General features: G+C 45.8%; 13 protein-coding genes. 9 read left to right on the top strand and 4 right to left on the bottom strand.

All coding sequences use genetic code 11. The annotated features are described in order from the left end of the window. Both A3750_RS23740 and A3750_RS23735 read right to left on the bottom strand, forming a co-directional pair. The coding region (locus tag A3750_RS23740; RefSeq protein WP_068548995.1) for an acyl-CoA carboxylase subunit beta at positions 1 to 1,467 on the bottom strand (1,467 nt) is incomplete at its 3' end. A gap of 287 nt (positions 1,468 to 1,754) precedes the next feature. Beyond that, positions 1,755 to 2,786 carry an AraC family transcriptional regulator gene (locus tag A3750_RS23735; RefSeq protein WP_068521738.1) on the bottom strand — a complete coding sequence of 344 codons (1,032 nt, stop codon included), beginning with the start codon at positions 2,784 to 2,786 and terminating at the stop codon, positions 1,755 to 1,757. Positions 2,787 to 3,030: 244 nt separating this feature from the next. On the opposite strand from A3750_RS23735, the gene A3750_RS23730 reads away from it, so the two are divergent. Then, positions 3,031 to 4,479, top strand: coding sequence for a mannose-1-phosphate guanylyltransferase/mannose-6-phosphate isomerase (locus tag A3750_RS23730; protein ID WP_068521742.1), 1,449 nt, complete (start codon positions 3,031 to 3,033; stop codon positions 4,477 to 4,479). Between the two features lie 75 nt (positions 4,480 to 4,554). Here A3750_RS23730 and tviB read toward each other — a convergent pair whose 3' ends face one another. Then, a complete protein-coding gene (gene tviB / locus A3750_RS23725; RefSeq protein ID WP_068521745.1) occupies positions 4,555 to 5,826 on the bottom strand; it encodes a Vi polysaccharide biosynthesis UDP-N-acetylglucosamine C-6 dehydrogenase TviB in 1,272 nt (423 codons plus the stop codon). 209 nt (positions 5,827 to 6,035) lie between these two features. Between tviB and A3750_RS23720 the strand changes: the two genes are divergently transcribed. The 8 genes from A3750_RS23720 to asnB all read left to right on the top strand — a co-directional run bounded on the left by A3750_RS23720 (position 6,036) and on the right by asnB (position 16,480). After that, entirely contained in the window at positions 6,036 to 7,445 is a 1,410-nt protein-coding gene (locus tag A3750_RS23720; protein WP_068521748.1) for a TIGR03013 family XrtA/PEP-CTERM system glycosyltransferase, read from the top strand. 291 nt (positions 7,446 to 7,736) lie between these two features. Beyond that, positions 7,737 to 8,360, top strand: a complete 624-nt coding sequence (locus A3750_RS23715; protein WP_082863353.1) for an XrtA/PEP-CTERM system exopolysaccharide export protein — start codon at positions 7,737 to 7,739, stop codon at positions 8,358 to 8,360. 5 nt (positions 8,361 to 8,365) lie between these two features. Continuing rightward, positions 8,366 to 9,910, top strand: a complete 1,545-nt coding sequence (locus A3750_RS23710) for an XrtA system polysaccharide chain length determinant (RefSeq protein WP_068548993.1) — start codon at positions 8,366 to 8,368, stop codon at positions 9,908 to 9,910. Then, positions 9,907 to 10,647, top strand: a complete 741-nt coding sequence (locus A3750_RS23705; RefSeq protein ID WP_068548990.1) for a CpsD/CapB family tyrosine-protein kinase — start codon at positions 9,907 to 9,909, stop codon at positions 10,645 to 10,647. Before A3750_RS23710 ends, A3750_RS23705 begins: the two co-directional genes overlap by 4 nt. 64 nt (positions 10,648 to 10,711) lie before the next feature. Next, the gene (locus A3750_RS23700; RefSeq protein ID WP_068548988.1) at positions 10,712 to 12,022 is read left to right on the top strand and encodes a hypothetical protein; all 1,311 of its coding nucleotides are present in this window, start codon (positions 10,712 to 10,714) and stop codon (positions 12,020 to 12,022) included. Between the two features lie 76 nt (positions 12,023 to 12,098). Continuing rightward, on the top strand, positions 12,099 to 13,205 hold the full coding sequence (locus tag A3750_RS23695) for a glycosyltransferase (RefSeq protein WP_068548908.1): 1,107 nt from the start codon (positions 12,099 to 12,101) through the stop codon (positions 13,203 to 13,205). Further along, a complete protein-coding gene (locus A3750_RS23690; RefSeq protein WP_068548986.1) occupies positions 13,202 to 14,473 on the top strand; it encodes an O-antigen ligase in 1,272 nt (423 codons plus the stop codon). The genes A3750_RS23695 and A3750_RS23690 overlap by 4 nt, the downstream gene beginning before the upstream one ends. A 33-nt stretch (positions 14,474 to 14,506) precedes the next feature. Next, positions 14,507 to 16,480 (top strand): asparagine synthase (glutamine-hydrolyzing), encoded by a 1,974-nt coding sequence (gene asnB / locus A3750_RS23685; protein WP_068548984.1) that lies wholly within the window; start codon positions 14,507 to 14,509, stop codon positions 16,478 to 16,480. Here asnB and A3750_RS23680 read toward each other — a convergent pair. Continuing rightward, positions 16,437 to 17,606 (bottom strand): glycosyltransferase family 4 protein, encoded by a 1,170-nt coding sequence (locus A3750_RS23680; protein ID WP_197475279.1) that lies wholly within the window; start codon positions 17,604 to 17,606, stop codon positions 16,437 to 16,439. The genes asnB and A3750_RS23680 overlap by 44 nt on opposite strands. Positions 17,607 to 17,861: the final 255 nt, after the last annotated feature.

Genomic DNA, 17,861 nt, shown 5'->3' with positions numbered 1-17,861 from the left:
CCAAGCGGCGCTTTCTTCTCCTGCTTTTACCGCACCACGTATCGCTCGTAGCTCATTTTTGTAGACGAACTCCACGCCTGCTGGCCCCATCACGGCTGCGCGAGTAGACGGCAATGCGATTACAAAATCAGCGCCGGTCGGATAATTATTGTAAGAGGCGTATGCGCCACCAAACGCGTTACGGATAATGACCAAAAAGCGTGGTGTGCGAAGATCAACGATCGCATCAAGCATCGCTCGGCCAGCTTGCACGATACCTGCCGTCTCTTGCTCCTTGCCTGGTAGAAAGCCGGTTGTATCTTCCATGAAAATGACGGGTATGTTGTAAAGGTTGCAGAAGCGAATAAAGCGGGCATTTTTGTAAGCAGCGGCGATATCAATTTGCCCTGATGCAACAGCGCTGTTGTTCGCCACAAAGCCGATGACATTGCCACCCATACGGCCCAGCGCCGTAATGGTGTTTCTGGCGCGATCTGGTTGTACCTCAAGAAAATCGCCATGGTCACACAGCTCTTGTATCAGGATGCTGACATCCAAAGGTGTGTTAAACCCGCTTGGTCCGTTGAAGGCTTTCTTCAATAGAATGTCGATGTCCCAAGTTTGACGCTTAAGGGAATCAGATGTGGGCTGATGCGGCGCCAATTCGCTATTGTTGCTTGGGATATAGTTGAGAATTTCTTTTACTTTTTTGAGTGCGGCGACTTCGTCTTCCACCACAAAGTCGGTCACGCCGCTTTGGCTGTGCACTCCAGGGCCACCTAGCTCGTCTGGCGTCACATCCTCACCAAGAACACTTTTCACAACGCCTGGGCCAGTTAATCCAAAGAAGGTGTTTTTGGGTTGGATCATAAAGCTGCCCTGGCGTGGCAGATAGGAGCCCCCGCCAGCATTGAAGCCGAACATGCACATAATGCTTGGCACAACACCGCTGATCTTGCGCAGGGCTGTAAAGGCTTCTGCGTAGCCATCTAATCCGCCAACGCCAGCGGGAACATAAGCACCGGCACTGTCATTCAACCCGACCAGAGGAATGCGGCGCTTGGCTGCCAGCTCGATTAAACGCGCGAGTTTTTTGCCGTTGGTGGCATCCATGGAACCAGCGCGGACGGTGAAGTCATGACCATAGAGGGCGACATCCCGGCCGTTTATTTTGACGATCGCAGTGACTAAAGAGGCGCCATCAAGGTTTGGCCCCCAGTTCTGGAAAAGTATCGTTGGCGTTTCGCCGGCATCGGTGAGTACGTCAATACGCTCCCAAATGGTCATGCGGTTTTTTGCATGTTGACGACTGATTGCTTTAACGCCTGCTGCTTTTCTGGGTCGCTTGATGAGTGCCCAGCCTTTCTTCAGGCTGTCCTCGTAAGGGCCGGGTTGATAGGTTGCTTGACCTGGAACTTCGAATTTCAGCTCTTCGGTTTGACTAAAAGGATTTTCTAGAGAAATAGATACTTCAACGCGATCGTTCATAAGGCATCAGGCTTATTTTAATATGTTCGAGTTGCGGTTAGCACAATCACTAACCAGTTGACTGCAACAATCTTAAATTGAAACTAGCTAAAAGTGAAACTATGTCTGTTCTACTTAGATCTATATAAGATGTTGATAAATATAGTTTTGTATAATAATTTTGAATTTTATAGACATAATTTGAAAACAAAAATAGACATAATTGATCATCTTGATTGCGTGTCGCACTAGCGTAGTGATTCTAAAATGGCGCTCGTCTTGCCTGCTGCTTAAGGGTGGGCGAGTGTTTAGTGGTGAGGGTGCTTCAGTTGCTGTCGCTGCCTTCGGTAATTGGCTGGGTTTAATCCGGTCCATTGCTTAAACGCTCTGGAAAAGGCTCTAGACTCACTAAAACCAAGCTGCTCGGCGACTTCTTTTACACTTAGGCTGGTTGATTTGAGTTGCTGCTTGGCAAGCTTTAGTCGAACCTCGTTTTTTATATCCTGAACAGAAGAGCCCTCGGCGCTGAGTTTGCGGCGTAATGTTGGCTCACTCATTCCTAGCTTTTCGGCAAGCTCTTTACTCTGAGGTAAAATAAGTTGCTCGTTGGTGCGGAGTTGGCGTGGTTCAAGTAGCTGTCGTGTTTTGGCGATAATGCTCGTGTCTTCTCCGGGAATGGTGAGAAGGTCTACCGGCGCGTTACTTAAAAAATTGCTTAGATCCGTTGGCGTTTTGACCAGCGGCATATCGAGATAGTCACGATGGAACACCAGCCGATTGAAGCGGCTTTTGAAATTTGTAGGGCAGCGAAACAATAGTGAAAACTCGATTGGATCAATGGGTGTGTAATTAATGTAGGCGCTGACGAGCTTGATGGGTTGATCGATATACCAACAGCCAAAGCGATGCCAGATCACATGCCAATACTCGATATAGAAGTGCTCTGCATCGAGCTCGGGCTGCCTCATCTGAGTGGTGAGATAGACGTGATCACCCTGAACCTCTAAAGACATCTGCAGTTCATCAGTAATCTGGTTGTAAAAGCGGATTCCGCGTTCGTACAGTTCTCGCAAAGTGCTTGCGGTACTGACCCATTCGGTCATTAGCTCAAAGGTACCCACCTTGATCGGACGCTCCGTAAAGCCCATGAATTCATCATTTAAGGCCAGAGCAATTCCGTCATAGAGCAAGGCAACCTGCTGAACATCGAATCGGGAGTCGGGATGAGCAAGCTTACCGGCATTAATTCCGGCTGAGTGGATTAGCTGGTTAGCATCCAGACCTTTTCGACGCGCGCCACCGAGAGCGCTGATAATGTAATGGGTGTTGATCGATGCCATAGGGGTACGGTAGACAGGTATGGAGTCTGAATCAAGCTCGATGAGGCCGGTCGCTATGTGTTTTCTGGTTTTTGTTCTTGCTCGTTTTGTTATCGGTTATCAAAGGGCAGCGAGTCCCAGCCTTTTTGCTTTAAGAATTAAGTTCCTAACCGGAAGTTTTTCGCTATAGTTACGTATAGTCTCCGTATTTTGTGTCTCAGGATCAAAAGTCTTTTTTAAGGCTTATAAAAGGAAGAAAAATAGCATGCAGAAAATTGTACCCGTGATTATGGCTGGTGGAAGTGGAACTCGGTTGTGGCCTTTATCTCGGAAGTTGTTCCCTAAACAGTTTTTGTCGCTTATTGGCGAAGCTTCGATGCTTCAAGAGACGCTGTCGCGGCTTGATCGACAGGAATGTACTGAGCTGTGTGTCGCTGAGCCGATTGTTGTTTGCAATGATGAGCATCGGTTTATTGTTGCAGAGCAATTACGCCAAGCTGGCCGCGAAGCAAAAAGCATAATCCTTGAGCCCGTCGGCCGAAATACGGCACCCGCCGTTGCTCTTGCGGCGCTTGACGCTGTGTCTGGAGATGCGTCAAATAACGAAGATGCGTTGCTATTGGTGTTGGCGGCGGATCATGTGATTCGTGATGTCGCCGCGTTTCAAGATGCGATTGAACGTGCCGCGAGTATCGCCGAGGCGGGTAAGTTAGCTACCTTTGGTATCGTGCCGCGTCACGCTGAGACGGGATATGGCTACATTAAATCTGGTGCAATGAGCAATGGTGCAGCGATTGTTGAGGAGTTTGTTGAGAAGCCAAATGCGGAAACAGCGGAACAGTACCTCAAAGCGGGATGCTATTTTTGGAATAGCGGTATGTTTATGTTCAAGGCGTCAGTTTATCTTGAGGAACTAGAGCGTTTTCGGCCTGATATTCTGGAACCGATCAAAAAGGCGTATGACAACCACTCAAAGGATATCGATTTTACCCGGCTTGCCGAAGAGCACTTTTTATTGAGCCCTGACGAATCGATAGACTATGCCATTATGGAGCAGACAGATCGAGCCATGGTCGTTCCATTGGATGCGGGCTGGAGTGATGTTGGCTCCTGGTCTTCCCTCTGGGATGAGTCCGAGCGTGACGGGCAAGATAACGCGGTGCATGGTGATGTGCTCACACACGATTCTCACAATAACCTGTTGTTTAGTGATTACAAATTGATCGCGGCAGTGGGTGTTGAGAATTTGGTGGTTGTTGATACCTCAGACGCAGTGTTGGTGAGCGCCAAAGATCGTGTTCAGGAAGTAAAATCCATTGTAGCGCAGCTACAAAAAGCTGGGCGCTCAGAGGGAAGTTTGCATCGTGAGGTTGCTCGCCCTTGGGGTAGTTATGATTCGATTGATACCGGCGATCGTTTTCAAGTAAAACGCATTACGGTGAAGCCTGGTGCGAAGCTGTCTCTTCAAATGCATCATCATAGAGCCGAGCATTGGATTGTGGTTTCAGGCACCGCGTTAGTAACCATTGGCGATAAAGAGACCATGCTTTCAGAAAATGAATCGACCTATATTCCCATTGGTGTGACACACCGTCTGGAAAATCCGGGTGTTCTTCCTTTAGAGATGATTGAAGTGCAATCGGGAAGTTATCTAGGGGAAGATGATATCGTGCGCTTTGAAGATACTTACGGCCGAGACTCCCCGAGTAAGTAATTAGTCAGCGTTGATTCGAATAAATGTTAGCTCGGCGCACAACTCAATCGGGCGCCGAGCTTTATCGCGATCTTACTACAGTCTGCCATCAACCACGTCTTTATCGAAGATGTGTTTTACATCGTAAATAACATGGTTTGGTTTGCAGAGTGCTTTTAGCTCTGCTGAAGTAAGTGCCTTGATCTGATCGTGCGCAACACAGGCAAGAACCGCATCATAGTGGCCTTTGGCAGGCTCAGATACTAGCTTCAAACCGTATTCTGCTTCAACTTCGTCTGCATCGGCCCAAGGGTCGAATATGTCGATGTTGGCGTGGAACTCATCAAGATCATGGATCACGTCAACAACTTTCGTGTTGCGAATATCCGGGCAGTTTTCCTTGAAGGTCAGTCCCATGACAAGAATGTTCGCATCGACCATTTGAATCTTTTTCTCGGTCATTAGGCGAAGAAGTTTTTCTGCGATATGTCCTGACATATTGTCGTTGATGCGTCTACCAGAAAGAATCATCTCTGGGTGGTATCCGATAGACTGCGCTTTGTAGGTTAAATAGTAAGGGTCAACGCCAATGCAATGGCCGCCAACCAAGCCTGGGCGAAATGGTAGGAAGTTCCACTTAGTGCCAGCTGCTTCAAGCACTTCAAGCGTGTCGATGCCCATTTTATCGAAGATCAGAGACAGCTCGTTTACCAAGGCAATGTTAACATCACGCTGGGTGTTTTCGATGACTTTTGCAGCCTCGGCAACACGAATTGAGCTCGCCTTGTGCGTGCCTGCCGTGATGATGCTGCCGTAGAGTTGGTCGATGAATTCGGCTGCCTCTGGAGTTGAACCGGAGGTTACTTTCAAAATATTGGTGACGCGGTGCTCTTTGTCTCCCGGATTAATGCGCTCTGGGCTGTAGCCCGCAAAGAAGTCCTTGTTTAGCGTTAAACCTGAACCTTTTTCAATCAGAGGGATGCAGTCTTCTTCTGTGGCGCCTGGATAAACGGTTGATTCGTAAATCACGTAGTCGCCTTTATTCACGACTTTGCCAAGCATCTCGCTAGCTTTGATCAGCGGCGTTAGATTCGGCGTTTTATATTTGTCGATTGGTGTTGGTACGGTAACAATGTAGACGTTTGCGCTTTCAATATCCGAAAGCTCTGTGCTAAAGCTCAAATGACTCGACTCTGCGAGCTCCTCGTTAGAGCACTCTAGCGTGCTATCAAATCCTTTTTTTAACTCTTCGATACGGTCTTGTTTGATGTCGAAGCCGATGGTGGGGTAATGCTTGCCGAATTCTACTGCTAAGGGAAGACCAACATAGCCCTGACCAATAACGCAGATTTTAGATTGCTGTTCCATTGCTGCCTTTTCTTTGTCTACTACAGTGTGAGGTGGTTTTGCTTAGCCGTTTTGTGCCGAACTTATTCAATTAAGTACCGCACTTTCTCTTCAATATAACTAAGCTATGCTTTTTATATTAGAGTCTTGAGTTCATAATAACGCAACTTCTATTTCATAAGTTTGTCTCCCTCAGGATCACAAGTAAAGCTACAACAGGATGTAATAGCGTGGCACATGTTCGAATACTGAATCATTACCTTCATACCAAGTTTATTGTGCTTGGCGCGATTGAGTTCGTGACGCTGATGGGGGCTTTGTTTCTCGCGGTGGATATCCGCAACCATTTCTCTGAAACAGAGCTGTTTTTACAAAACCCCGTGGCGCAAAGCGTGTTGTTTGCTCTGGTGCTTAATTGTTGTTCGCTTGCGATGGGTGTTTATACGGCAGTGTTTCAGGAAGGCAAGACCGGCATGGTGTTGCGCACACTAGTGGCTTATTGCTTTTTGGGGATGATTGCCCTGACCGCGTTGTTTTTTCTCGTGCCCGGTTTGTACATGGGGCGCGGCGTACTCGCTTATGCGGTTATCGCTGCTTTTGTATGCGTGCTCGTAGTTCGTTTTCTTTTTTATATGGTCGTCGATGTCGCCAACCTAGGGCGTCATGTGCTTATTATTGGCGCAGGCAATAATGCTGCAGAGATCGTTAAGCGCCTTCAGCAGCAGCAGGGTATTCAGAGTTTTAAGTTGCTAGGCTGTATGAGCAGTGGTTCTGAGTCCAGTGTCGTGGACGAGAGCTTAATCGTGCCCGTTACTCGAGATCTGTTGGCTTATGTGAAGCAGCATGGCATTACGGAAATTGTTGTTGCACCTGATGAGCGTCGGAGCAGTGAAGGTGGTGCTGTACCTGTTGATGAATTGCTGAGCTGTAAGCTTGCCGGTATCAATGTCATCGAGCCGCTTGAGTTTTTAGAGCGCGAGTTGACTCGTATTGAGATTTCAATGCTTCGACCAGGTTGGGCTCTATATTCAAATGGGTTTACGTACTCGCAAGCACGAGATGTAGTGAAACGTATTTTTGATTTAAGTGTGGCGTTCTTGCTGCTAGCCATTATGTGGCCCTTTATGTTGTTGACTGCGATTGCAGTCGCTCTCGAGTCCGGGACGCCGGTTTTGTATAGCCAAAAGCGGGTGGGTTACAACGGTAAAGAGTTCTCGATTTATAAGTTCCGCAGTATGCGACAAGATGCGGAAAAAGGTGGTAAAGCGGTTTGGGCCCAGAAGAACGATGCGCGCGTTACGCGTGTTGGTGCTTTTATCCGAAATACACGGCTCGATGAGCTGCCGCAACTCTGGAATGTTATTACTGGTGATATGAGCTTTGTCGGTCCAAGGCCTGAGCGACCAGAGTTTGTTACTGATTTGAAAGAGCAAATACCGTTTTATGATTTGCGGCACAAAGTCAAACCTGGCTTGATGGGATGGGCGCAGCTGAAATATCCGTACGGAGCCTCAGTGCAAGATGCGCGCAATAAGCTGAAATACGATTTGTATTATGTGAAAAATCACAGCTTTTTTATGGATGTGCTGATCGTGATTCAGACGGTGGAAGTGGTATTGCTCGGGAAGGGTGTTCACTAGTTGGCGTGTAAAGCGACTGCGATTGCAAATTCTGCGTTAAAAAATAAACTTAAACGGCGCCCTTATTACCAATAAGCTTCGCTATTTATGTTCATTTTTGCCTTGTTTTTGTCGCTCTCGTTAAACTTTCTACTAGATCCTTGTACATTGGGCATAGGGTGATTGGGGGTGAGCGAGACGCACTGCACGTCGGTTGTTCGGCGCAAGGCTTTACAATCTTCAACATAACGCGCTAGGACTTTGATTTTAAAGGCTATAGACTTACACAGATGGAAGTTAAAGGAATAGGAAATGTTTAATCGAGTGGTTTCGAAAGTAATTGTGTTTACGGCCGTCGCTGGGTTGTTTGCGTGTAGTAGTGTTAATACCGTAGATGAGCAACCGGTAGAGTCGAGTATTGGTATCGTCGATGAATACCTTATGGGTATAGGGGACGCGGTTTCTGTAAATGTCTGGCGCAACCCGGATTTATCGGTGAATGTCACGGTTCGACCAGACGGAAAGATTTCCGTGCCTCTTGTGGGCGACTTAAAAGTGGATGGCACAAGCACTCGCGAGCTTTCCAAGACCATCGAAGAAAAACTCGCTGATTTTATTCGTACACCAAAAGTGACCGTGATTGTCACAAATCCAACCAGTGCGGAGTTTATTCACCGTATTCGAGTGACTGGCGCGGTTGCACAACAGCGATCCATCCCTTATCGCAAGGGCATTACGGTGCTTGATGTTATTTTGGAGGCGGGAGGTTTGAGTCCGTTTGCGAACGGGAATGAGTCTAAGCTCTATCGTCAAACGGTAGAGGGTGCGAAGGTGTATCCGATCTATCTAAACGACATTCTCGAGAAGGGTGTTCTGGATTCGAACTATCAGCTTTTCCCTCAAGATATTATCACCGTACCTGAAAGGGGCTTTTAAGCTACATGGATTTTGCCCAGTTACTACAGTACGCCAATGTCATCTTCCGAGAGATATGGCAGCGTAAATTTCTAGCGCTCACAGCCTTCGGGCTCGTGAGCTTTCTTGTTTTAGTTGTTGGCATGTTTTGGCCTGCGAAGTATGAAACGACTGCGACGATTTACGCCGATAACCAGAATATTCTGGGGCCATTATTAGAAAAGCAAGCCAAGCAGTCCAAGGTGGACGATCGCGCAAAAGTGGTTAGAGAAAAGCTTTATTCCCCGCGCTTACTCACGCAGGTAGCGAAGAAGCTTTACGGTGCAAAAACTGAAGAAACGCCCACTGCGCTTGCAAATTATGTGAGTGCGATTCGAGCCAATACTAAGGTGAAATCAGTGGGTGCTGGTTATATCGCGATCGACTACACGGCTACGAATGCTAATGATGCCTATGAAGGCCTCAACGCCATTATCGATACCTTTATTCGCACTAGTTCTGAAGAGCAGCGTGCAGAAAGTCGGGAAGCATTCCTGTTCATCGACAACCAGGTGAAGCAGTACAAAGACCAGTTAGTGAGCGCAGAAGAGAAACTGAAACAATTCGCATCGAAGAATTTCGATGGTCGGGATTCAGACGTCAGCGCTAGCATACAGCGCCTGCGTAGTCAGATAGAAGAGCTTAAAATTTCGATCGATGAGGACAAAATTACGCTTCGATCTCTTCAAGAGCAAATTTTGGATGAGTCTGAGTTTGCCGCGACAACGAAGAAAGTGGATGCGTACTCTGTTCGACTGCAGGAGCTAGAGTCTCGACTTTCCAATCTTTTACTGACGTACACCGAAGATTATCCCGACGTAATCACCTTGCGCTATCAAATTGCTGATTTAAAAAGGGTGATTAATGAGGCCGCCTATGAACGTGCAACTGATCAGCAAATTGATGGTGAGCCGACGCAGATAGAAGAGGGGAGCGAAGTTTTGCTTAACCCCCTTTATCAAGAGTTACGTAGTCGAATCTCGCAAGTTGAGACCTCTATGCAAGCGAAGCAGAAGCGTCTAAGTGTGTTTAACGATTTGCTCGCGAATGAGTTTGAGCGTCGTCAGCGCGTTGCGGAACGGGGTGCAGAGGAGTCTGAGTTAGTAAGAGATTATGATGTCACCAAAAAAATCTATGAAGATATGCTCGAGCGCAAAGAGAACGCGCGCCTTTCAATGACCCTTAATATTGAGGGGCAGGGTGTGACCTACCGCATTCAAGAACCGCCATTGCCGCCGCTTATGCCAACAGGTTTGCGCTTTATTCATTTTGTGATTGTTGGGCCTTTTGTTGCGCTTCTTTCGATTATTGGGTTAGCCGTTGCTTACGTGCTACTTGACCCAAGAATACGCTTCCCGTCTGCATTACAGGCTTTTGATGTGCGTGTTTTGTCGGTGATTCCGCATGTAAATACACCGCTTACCAAGCGCTTACGCCGATCAGATATGGTGATTTGTAGTTTGCTCGCGGTTGCAATTTTTGCGGCCTATGTTGGTGTGGCTTTGGCCTTTCATTTTGGAGTGCTGCTATGACTTCGATCAAAGAAAATGATAGCTTCTCAAATGAATACAAGGCTGCGGTTTCTGAGTCAAACCCTCGGATAGGCCAAATGGAAGAGGTCGATCAGTTTACCCCCGCGGAGCTAGATGCGCGTAAGCTTATTTATCCAGGCATGCATAACCCACAAGTATTGAATATATTTCGCGAGTTGCGCACGCAGTTGTTGCAGTTGCAGAAGAAGAAAAACTTCGTATGCATGGTCAGTTCTGTCAGTAATCAGGGCGGTGGTAGTTTTGTCGCACATAACCTTGCCTCAGTCTTCGCGCTTGATAAAGCGAAAACGAGCTTAGTGCTCGATGCCAACCTTTACTCCCCAAGCGCGCAAAAGCTCATTTTTGGCGAAGCTGAAATTGGGATTACGGATTACTTGAGTGACTCAGAGATTGGTATCAAAGATATCGTCTACGCAACGGGCATTCAGCGCTTGCGAGCCATTCCTCTTGGTTCGAATAGTGAGGGTGCAGCAGAGTATTTTGAATCTGAGAAGATGCTCGCGTTTATCGACGAGGTGAAAAGCCGTTACGCCGATCGATACATTTTTATCGATGCACCGCCGGTAGTGAACTCTTCGGAGGCACGGATTTTGGCGGGATTGGTGGATATGGTGGTATTGGTAGTCCCTCATGGTCGTGTCACTACGGACAAGATTCAAGCTGCCATTAATATAGTCGACGAAGATAAGCTGGCAGGGCTAATTTACAACAATTGAGCCTAGCTTAGGTGAACGCTTGCAAGCGGCAAGTGAAACTAATCAGGGCAATAACGAGTACTAGATGGATTTTAGGCTAAAAGCAATTACAGGGATATTCTTTAGCGGAGCCTTTGTCGGCGTACTTTTTATGAGTGCGTCACAGGCAAATGCTGTAGAGACCTCGGGCGCTGTTGGCATGCGCTTGGAGCCAACTGATAACGTACGTCAGTCTGCGAATAATCCCGAAAGTGATGTCATCCAACGCGTCTACGGAGAGCTAGGTATCGAAGAGGTGCGAAAGCGCTTTCGTGCAGATGCTAGCCTCAGTGTCGAGAACGAGCACTATTATGAGGGCACGTATGAAGACGAGACATCTTTAACCACGGGCTTTGGGTTGTTTACCATCGATTTGATTGAGGAGTTTCTTGAATGGCGCGCGACGTTCTCTAGAACAGATGTCGTTGAAGACTCCGCCGATGACGAGAACCCCGATACCAGAGAGTTCCGAAACATTTTTCGAACTGGCCCCACCATCAATTACGCGATCTCACGTACGATGCGTTTTAATTTGAATGGCTCCTACGTAAAGGTTGATAACTCAGACGAAACAGCAACCAGTAATGAGCGAGCGGAAGGTTCGACAAGGCTCACACATCAATTTAACCGTCTCACTTCGTTCAATATTGGCGCAAACTACTCTGAGATTATCGAAAGTGACGACGAAGAAGAGATTCAAAATAGCCGTGTAACGCTTGGTTTTTCTCGTCTTTATACCGATGGCTCGCTTACAGCAGATTTTGGCCGACAAGAAGTAAGCTCCAATATCGCGCCGACAACCGATGGACGATACATCGACATTCGTGCCACCCGCTCGGCACTATTCGCGCATTCATGGTCGCTAAGTTTCAATCAATCTATTTCTGATACTTCTATTGGTTTTGAAGACGATGAAATTGGGAATGTGCTTGAAACAGATCCAACGCAAGCGACATCGCAAACCGATATCGAAACTCGAGACCGTGTGAACTTGAATGTTGATCGTGATGCTGGCTCATTCACTTATGATGTCGGTCTGATATATGAAGAGAGTGATTTTGCAAAGGGCAATTACACAGAACGTTATCGTGGTGCCGTTCTTGGTTTTGCACCAAAAATCTACTCACGATTAATCCCCAGGGCCGAGTACGAATATAGCCGTGAGAGTTTTGGACTAACCAGGGGGTTAGGTAAAGACACTACCCATGCGTTCACCTTGTCTCTTAAATATCAGCTTATTCAAGATTTATATACCGACGGTTTTTTGCGATACGAGACACGAAGTAATGATGATGTTTCAAGTCGCGATTTTGATGAAACCTCCGCAGGCCTAGGACTGCGCTGGGAGTTTTTGTGATGATAAATCTATGCACGTCGGGGTCCGCTTTCGTTGGTGGTGTTGAAAGGGTCAGACCCTGGTCAAAGGTATAACTGTGCAGCCGCTTAGTATCCTTCAAGTGGCCTCAGGCGATTTATGGGGTGGAGCAGAAGCGCAAGTGCATACCCTTTGTAAGTATTTAGCGCGTATGTCCAATACACAAGTGGAAGTGGTCTTACTTAATCACGGAGAGCTTGAAGCACGCTTAAGAGCAGAAGGCATTCAAGTGCATGTGCTGGATGAGGCTAAGCTCAGTAGCGCAGAGATATTCTTGCGCCTTCGCCACTTATTAAAAACCCTACAGCCAAATATCATTCATACGCACCGCCAAAAAGAGAATATTCTTGCTTCTTGCGCAAACTTCCTTTCTATAAGAGCTGCCTGTATTAGAACGCAGCACGGGGCACCAGAGTTTGATTACAGCTGGGCTCAGTGGAAAAACAGGACTCAAGTGTCAGTCGATCAGTTCTGTGGTCGGTACCTTCAAAAGAAGATTATCGCGGTATCAGAAGAGCTAGCGCGCAAACTTCAAGTTAATTACCCAAAACAGCACATTACGGTAATTGAAAATGGCGTAGACCTTGAGGCGCTTGAAAACGTAAAAGCAGATGCTCCTTTTTTGCTTCATGAGCCCAAGTTAAAGGTAAAGCATGTCGGCATTGTCGGACGGCTAGTGCTAGTAAAGCGTGTTGATATTTTCTTGGATATGGCGAGCGAGCTAGTAAACTCAGAATCGACAGATCAAGCGTTAAAGTTTCATGTTATTGGCGATGGGCCACTCCGAACGCAATTAGAGAATCAAGCGGAGCAGCTAGGTTTATCCGATGCGGTTACCTTCCATGGACATATTAAAAGCGTCGCCTCTTACATTAAGAGTTTGGATGTTTTAGTCATGTGCTCCGATCATGAGGGTTTACCGATGACATTGCTTGAGTCTATGGCTCTAGGTACACCAATCGTTAGTCATAACGCAGGAGCAGTGACAGAAAGCTTTGAGCAAGGCGAGGGGGGAGTTCTATCAGAGGAGCATGAAGCTTCGTCTTATGCCTCAGCCTTACATAAACTACTCGCTAGTGACTCGAAGGTTTTGCCCGCAAAACCTAACAGTGCTTTGGATAACGCCCAAGCAATTAGTGCTCTATATCGCGAGATCTCTGCATGAAGGGTGAAGATATCAAGCTTGAAGACCTCTACCGCCTCGAACTCAAAACTTGGTGGACGTATTTCAAGGGCGAAAGTTTCGCCTTTAAGATGATTTGCCTTTACCTATTCACTGAGTATGTTCGACCTCAATCGATTTGGCCTTGGTTAGATTTTCTGCCTTGGGCGCAGCTCTTTGTTATAGGTGCGCTGCTTGGGCTATTGGCAGACCCTCAGAAAAAATGGGTCAAGTCGCCTATCAACAAATGGATGATATTGTTTTTTCTCTCCATTTTATGGTCAACATATCATGCTCATTATCCTGAGTGGTCATACAGGCACCTTGCTAATTTTTATACATGGTTTGTTATTTACTTTTTGATTATTAATATCGTGACCACGCCTCAGCGTTTTTTGTGCTTTCTAGCGATATTTTGCATCGCAAGCTTTAAGTTGTCGTTTTCATTGGCATTAACATGGGCAATGCGAGGCTTTTCTTTTACATCATGGGGTTTGTCTGGCCCACTAGGGTTTATGCAAAATTCGGGTGAACTATCTATTCAAATGGCGGTGTTTTGGCCTATGGCTTTAGCTGTCGCATTAGGCCTTAAACCTTATTTGCCGAAATGGAAGCAAAGAGTACTCATGCTTATGCCTATTACCGCCGGTATGGTAATACTAGGCGCTAGTTCTCGTGGAGGGCAACTAGCAGGTTTGGTCCAATTTGCTCTGCGCTTTGCCAAACATATATTTAAATTAAAGGTGTTAGTGAGTGCTTTGTTAGTTGCTCTGTTAGCATGGAACTTTTTGCCAGACGAACAGAAACAGCGTTTTACAGAATCAGGGAAAGATAAAACCTCGCAGCAACGTTTTCTATATTGGGAAAACGGGTACGACATGATGATAGAGCATCCATGGATGGGGGTAGGTTATTTTAATTTCATACCATATTACGAAACGTATTACCCTGAAGATATGCTTTATGATAGCGCGGAACTTGCCCACAATATTATGGTGCAAGTGGGTGCGGATTTAGGTTATCCAGGATTGATTATTTATATTGGTGCAATACTCTCGGGTTTGGTTGTTATTCGTAAATTAACAAGAAGGAGAGCTTTGATTTCGCACGAACCTCTTCTACGTATAGCTAGCTCATTCAATGTTTCGTTCGTGGGTTTTTTGATAGCAGGTCAGTTTGTTTCGGTCGTGTATTATCCCTTTATGTGGATTCATCTTGCTTTTTGTTCGGTGGCATACAACTTATTTCATTCGACAGCTCGTTCACGTTAATAAAAAATTATAGAGTAGGTTTGGGTTGGGTTTATGTGTGGGATTGTCGGTGTTGTAGGAACAAGGCAGGGCTTTTCTCTCGAGGAAGATCTTGAGCTAATGGCCGGTGAGATCGTGCATCGCGGGCCTGACAGTTTTGGCTATTGGTCTGATACGAGTTTAGGTATCGGCCTTGGGCATAGGCGCCTTTCTATACAAGACTTAAGTGCGCATGGGCACCAACCGATGCAATCCCAATGTGCTCGCTATCAAATCTCTTTCAATGGTGAAATATATAACTTCCTAGAGCTCAAAAATGAGCTAAGCGCTCAAGGCTCTAATTTTTTCGGAGGTTCCGATACAGAAGTTTTAATCGAGGCAATATCAAAGTGGGGGCTGTCTGCTACTCTTTCTAAAATAGAAGGGATGTTTGCTTTTGCTCTTTGGGATTTGCATAAAAATGTAATTACTTTATGTCGTGATCGTTTAGGTGAAAAGCCCCTTTATTATGGCTGGCTAGGTGAGCGTTTCGTTTTTTCTTCAGAGTTAAAGTCTATAGAAATTATTGCTGAAGACTTACAGATTGATAGTGAGTCCCTTTCAAATTACTTCTACTATGGCTATGTTCCCGCACCACTAAGCATTTATTCTGGTATATATAAATTAATGCCGGGCACCTCTATCTGTTTTTCAGTAAATGGCAATAAAGTTGAGCGCACAGAATTTTCCCCTGTTACCAATTCCGCTCGCATTTCTCCTGTTCCCTATTGGTCGGTTCAAAATGTCATCGACGACAAAGCCAAGTGTTTCTTTCAGACAGAACAGCAGGCTATCGAAGGACTAGATAGCACACTAAGAAAGGTTATATCTGAGCAATCTTTAGCTGATGTTCCGCTTGGCGCTTTTTTGTCGGGCGGTATAGACTCGTCCACTGTTGTTGCAATTATGCAACAGGTGAATTCAAAACCAACACAAACGTACACGATAGGCTTTGATGACAAGGATTTTAACGAAGCTAATTTTGCCAAGGATATATCGTCGCATTTAGGTACTGATCATCACGAGCTATATATCAGTGGACAGGATTGTTTAGACTTGGTGCCGTCGCTTTCTTCTATTTATGACGAGCCCATTGCTGACTCTTCTCAAATACCAACTTATTTGGTTTCCAAATTGGCTAGAGGAAATGTCACCGTTTGTCTGTCGGGAGATGGTGGTGATGAGCTTTTTGCCGGCTATAACCGATATGTTTATATGGAAAAAGTATGGAAAGCTCAGTCGAAGCTGCCTTTCTTTTTAAGGCGTATATTCGCTAAGTTTATAAAGGTTTTGCCACCCACTTTTTGGAATACTGTATATTCTGCCTTAGCGAAACTCGCAGGCGATGATGGGCAGCAGAATAATGTCGGCTTGAAGGTACAGAAGCTCGCCAGTTTGCTTGAGTGCGGCGATATCACTTCGGCTTATCGTTACTTGATATCATACTGGCAGCCAGGTTCCTTTCCGTTAATTTCGCACGCCCAAATTAATATAGACTTATTTGAGAATGCGCCAAACGGGCTCTCAAGCTTTATCGACAAAGCGATGTATTGGGACCAACTTAGTTATTTGCCAGGTGATAACTTAACGAAAGTTGATCGCGCGAGCATGGCTGTTAGCTTAGAAACGCGATTGCCCTTGCTTAACCACCGAGTCGTCGAGTTTGCATGGCAAACGCCGCTATCCATGAAAATAAAAGATGGGCAAACCAAGTGGCTACTCCGGCAAGTGCTTTATAAGTATGTTCCGAAGGAGTTAATTGAACGCCCTAAGATGGGCTTTTCAGTTCCTGTTGCAACGTGGTTGCGAGGCCCCTTAAGAGAGTGGGCTGAAGCTTTGATAGATGATTCTAATATTCCATTATTAGACAAAACCCTAATTTTGAAGGTTTGGAATCAACATCAGTCAGCCGCGTCAGATAATAGCAATAAGCTATGGGCCTTGCTTATGTTTCTAGATTGGTATCGACAGCGGGTTGGCCGCTCTTAGTTGCTATCAAGTTCTTATAGAAGTTGCATAGCTGCTCCCCCACTTTCTCATAAGAATATTGCTCTTCGATTATTTGATAACCGTTCTTAGTCAGTTCCTGCCCCAGTCTTTCGTCCTCGAATATTCTTTGCACATTCGAGGCTATTTGTGTTGCTGTATCAGCTATTAGGCAGTTCTTCTCATGAGTTAGTTTTATGCCTTCGCATCCTAGAGTTGTTGTTACTAGCGGAACATTATTCGCCAAGGCGTCGAGCACTTTTAACTTAGTCCCTCCGCCATCGAAGATGGGGGCAACAATAACTGAAGCACTGGAGTAATGCTCAACTAAGCTATCCACGAAGCCTAAAAACTGCACTTCTGGGGTGTCTCTGTACTTTTCTTTAATTTTCTCAGATGCGCCTTCGCCGATCACCTTAAAATGAAATCGTACATTGTTCGCTTTGAGTAAAGGTATTACTTGCTCGATGATAAACTGAACGCCTTCTAAGTTTGGGTACCACGACAGCCCACCGACAAATAGAATTGTATTGTCTTTCGGTGCATAGTCACGCGACACGTCAGACAAACTTATTCCGTTAGGAATAGTTCGAATGAGTGCGTTCGGAACTAGCTGCGTCAGGCGCTTCGTGTCATCATCCGAGCATGTGACATGTGCGTGGTATTTGTTTAGCTCTGTCTGTTCATATTTTGTGAGCTTTATGGCTTCCCATTTAAAATATATTCGCTTAAGAAGGTTTTCTTCTTTTTGAGCTCTTCTGGTCATCATATGTGACTCGATATTGTGATGATCCATCACAATGGTCGATTTGTTCTTTCCAGCTAGAATGGCGCTATAGAAAGGGTCGAGAGATACGGTGTCAAAATGAATCAGGTCATATTCATTGTCAGCTGTGAGTTGGTTTAGAGTCTGGAATACATTCTCGGACTCAAGCCATTTTATAGTGTAAGGCATACGTGATAATAAGCTGCTAACAATTAGCTTTAACCTAGTCCATTTATTCTTTTCTGTAGGTATGTCGAAAGTTACCTTGTTCGATGCGAATTCAGCCACTTTTTCTAGGGCTTCTCGAGTCCCTTTAGCTGAATCAGAATAAAATCCGGCCATTAATCGAGGCTGGTTGAACATGACTATATCTATGTCAAAGTTCTGGCTAAGTGCTTTAATTAGTCCGTTGCTTCTAATTATGAGGCCGGCTTTAGGTGGGTAGGGGATGAAGTGGGAAACCCAAAGAATTCTATTTTTTTGTGTGTGCGGCTGGCTCATCGAGTTTTGCTTAGGCAAGGGCATATGAAGCTTTATTCGGGTAAATTGCGATTTGCGTAATTATACAAATTAATCGCGCCTAATGCCCTTTTTAACAGTCAGTTAGTGAATTAAGGT

Source organism: Oleiphilus sp. HI0079 (assembly GCF_001635105.1).
This window is presented reverse-complemented; position numbering and strand designations above follow the sequence as displayed.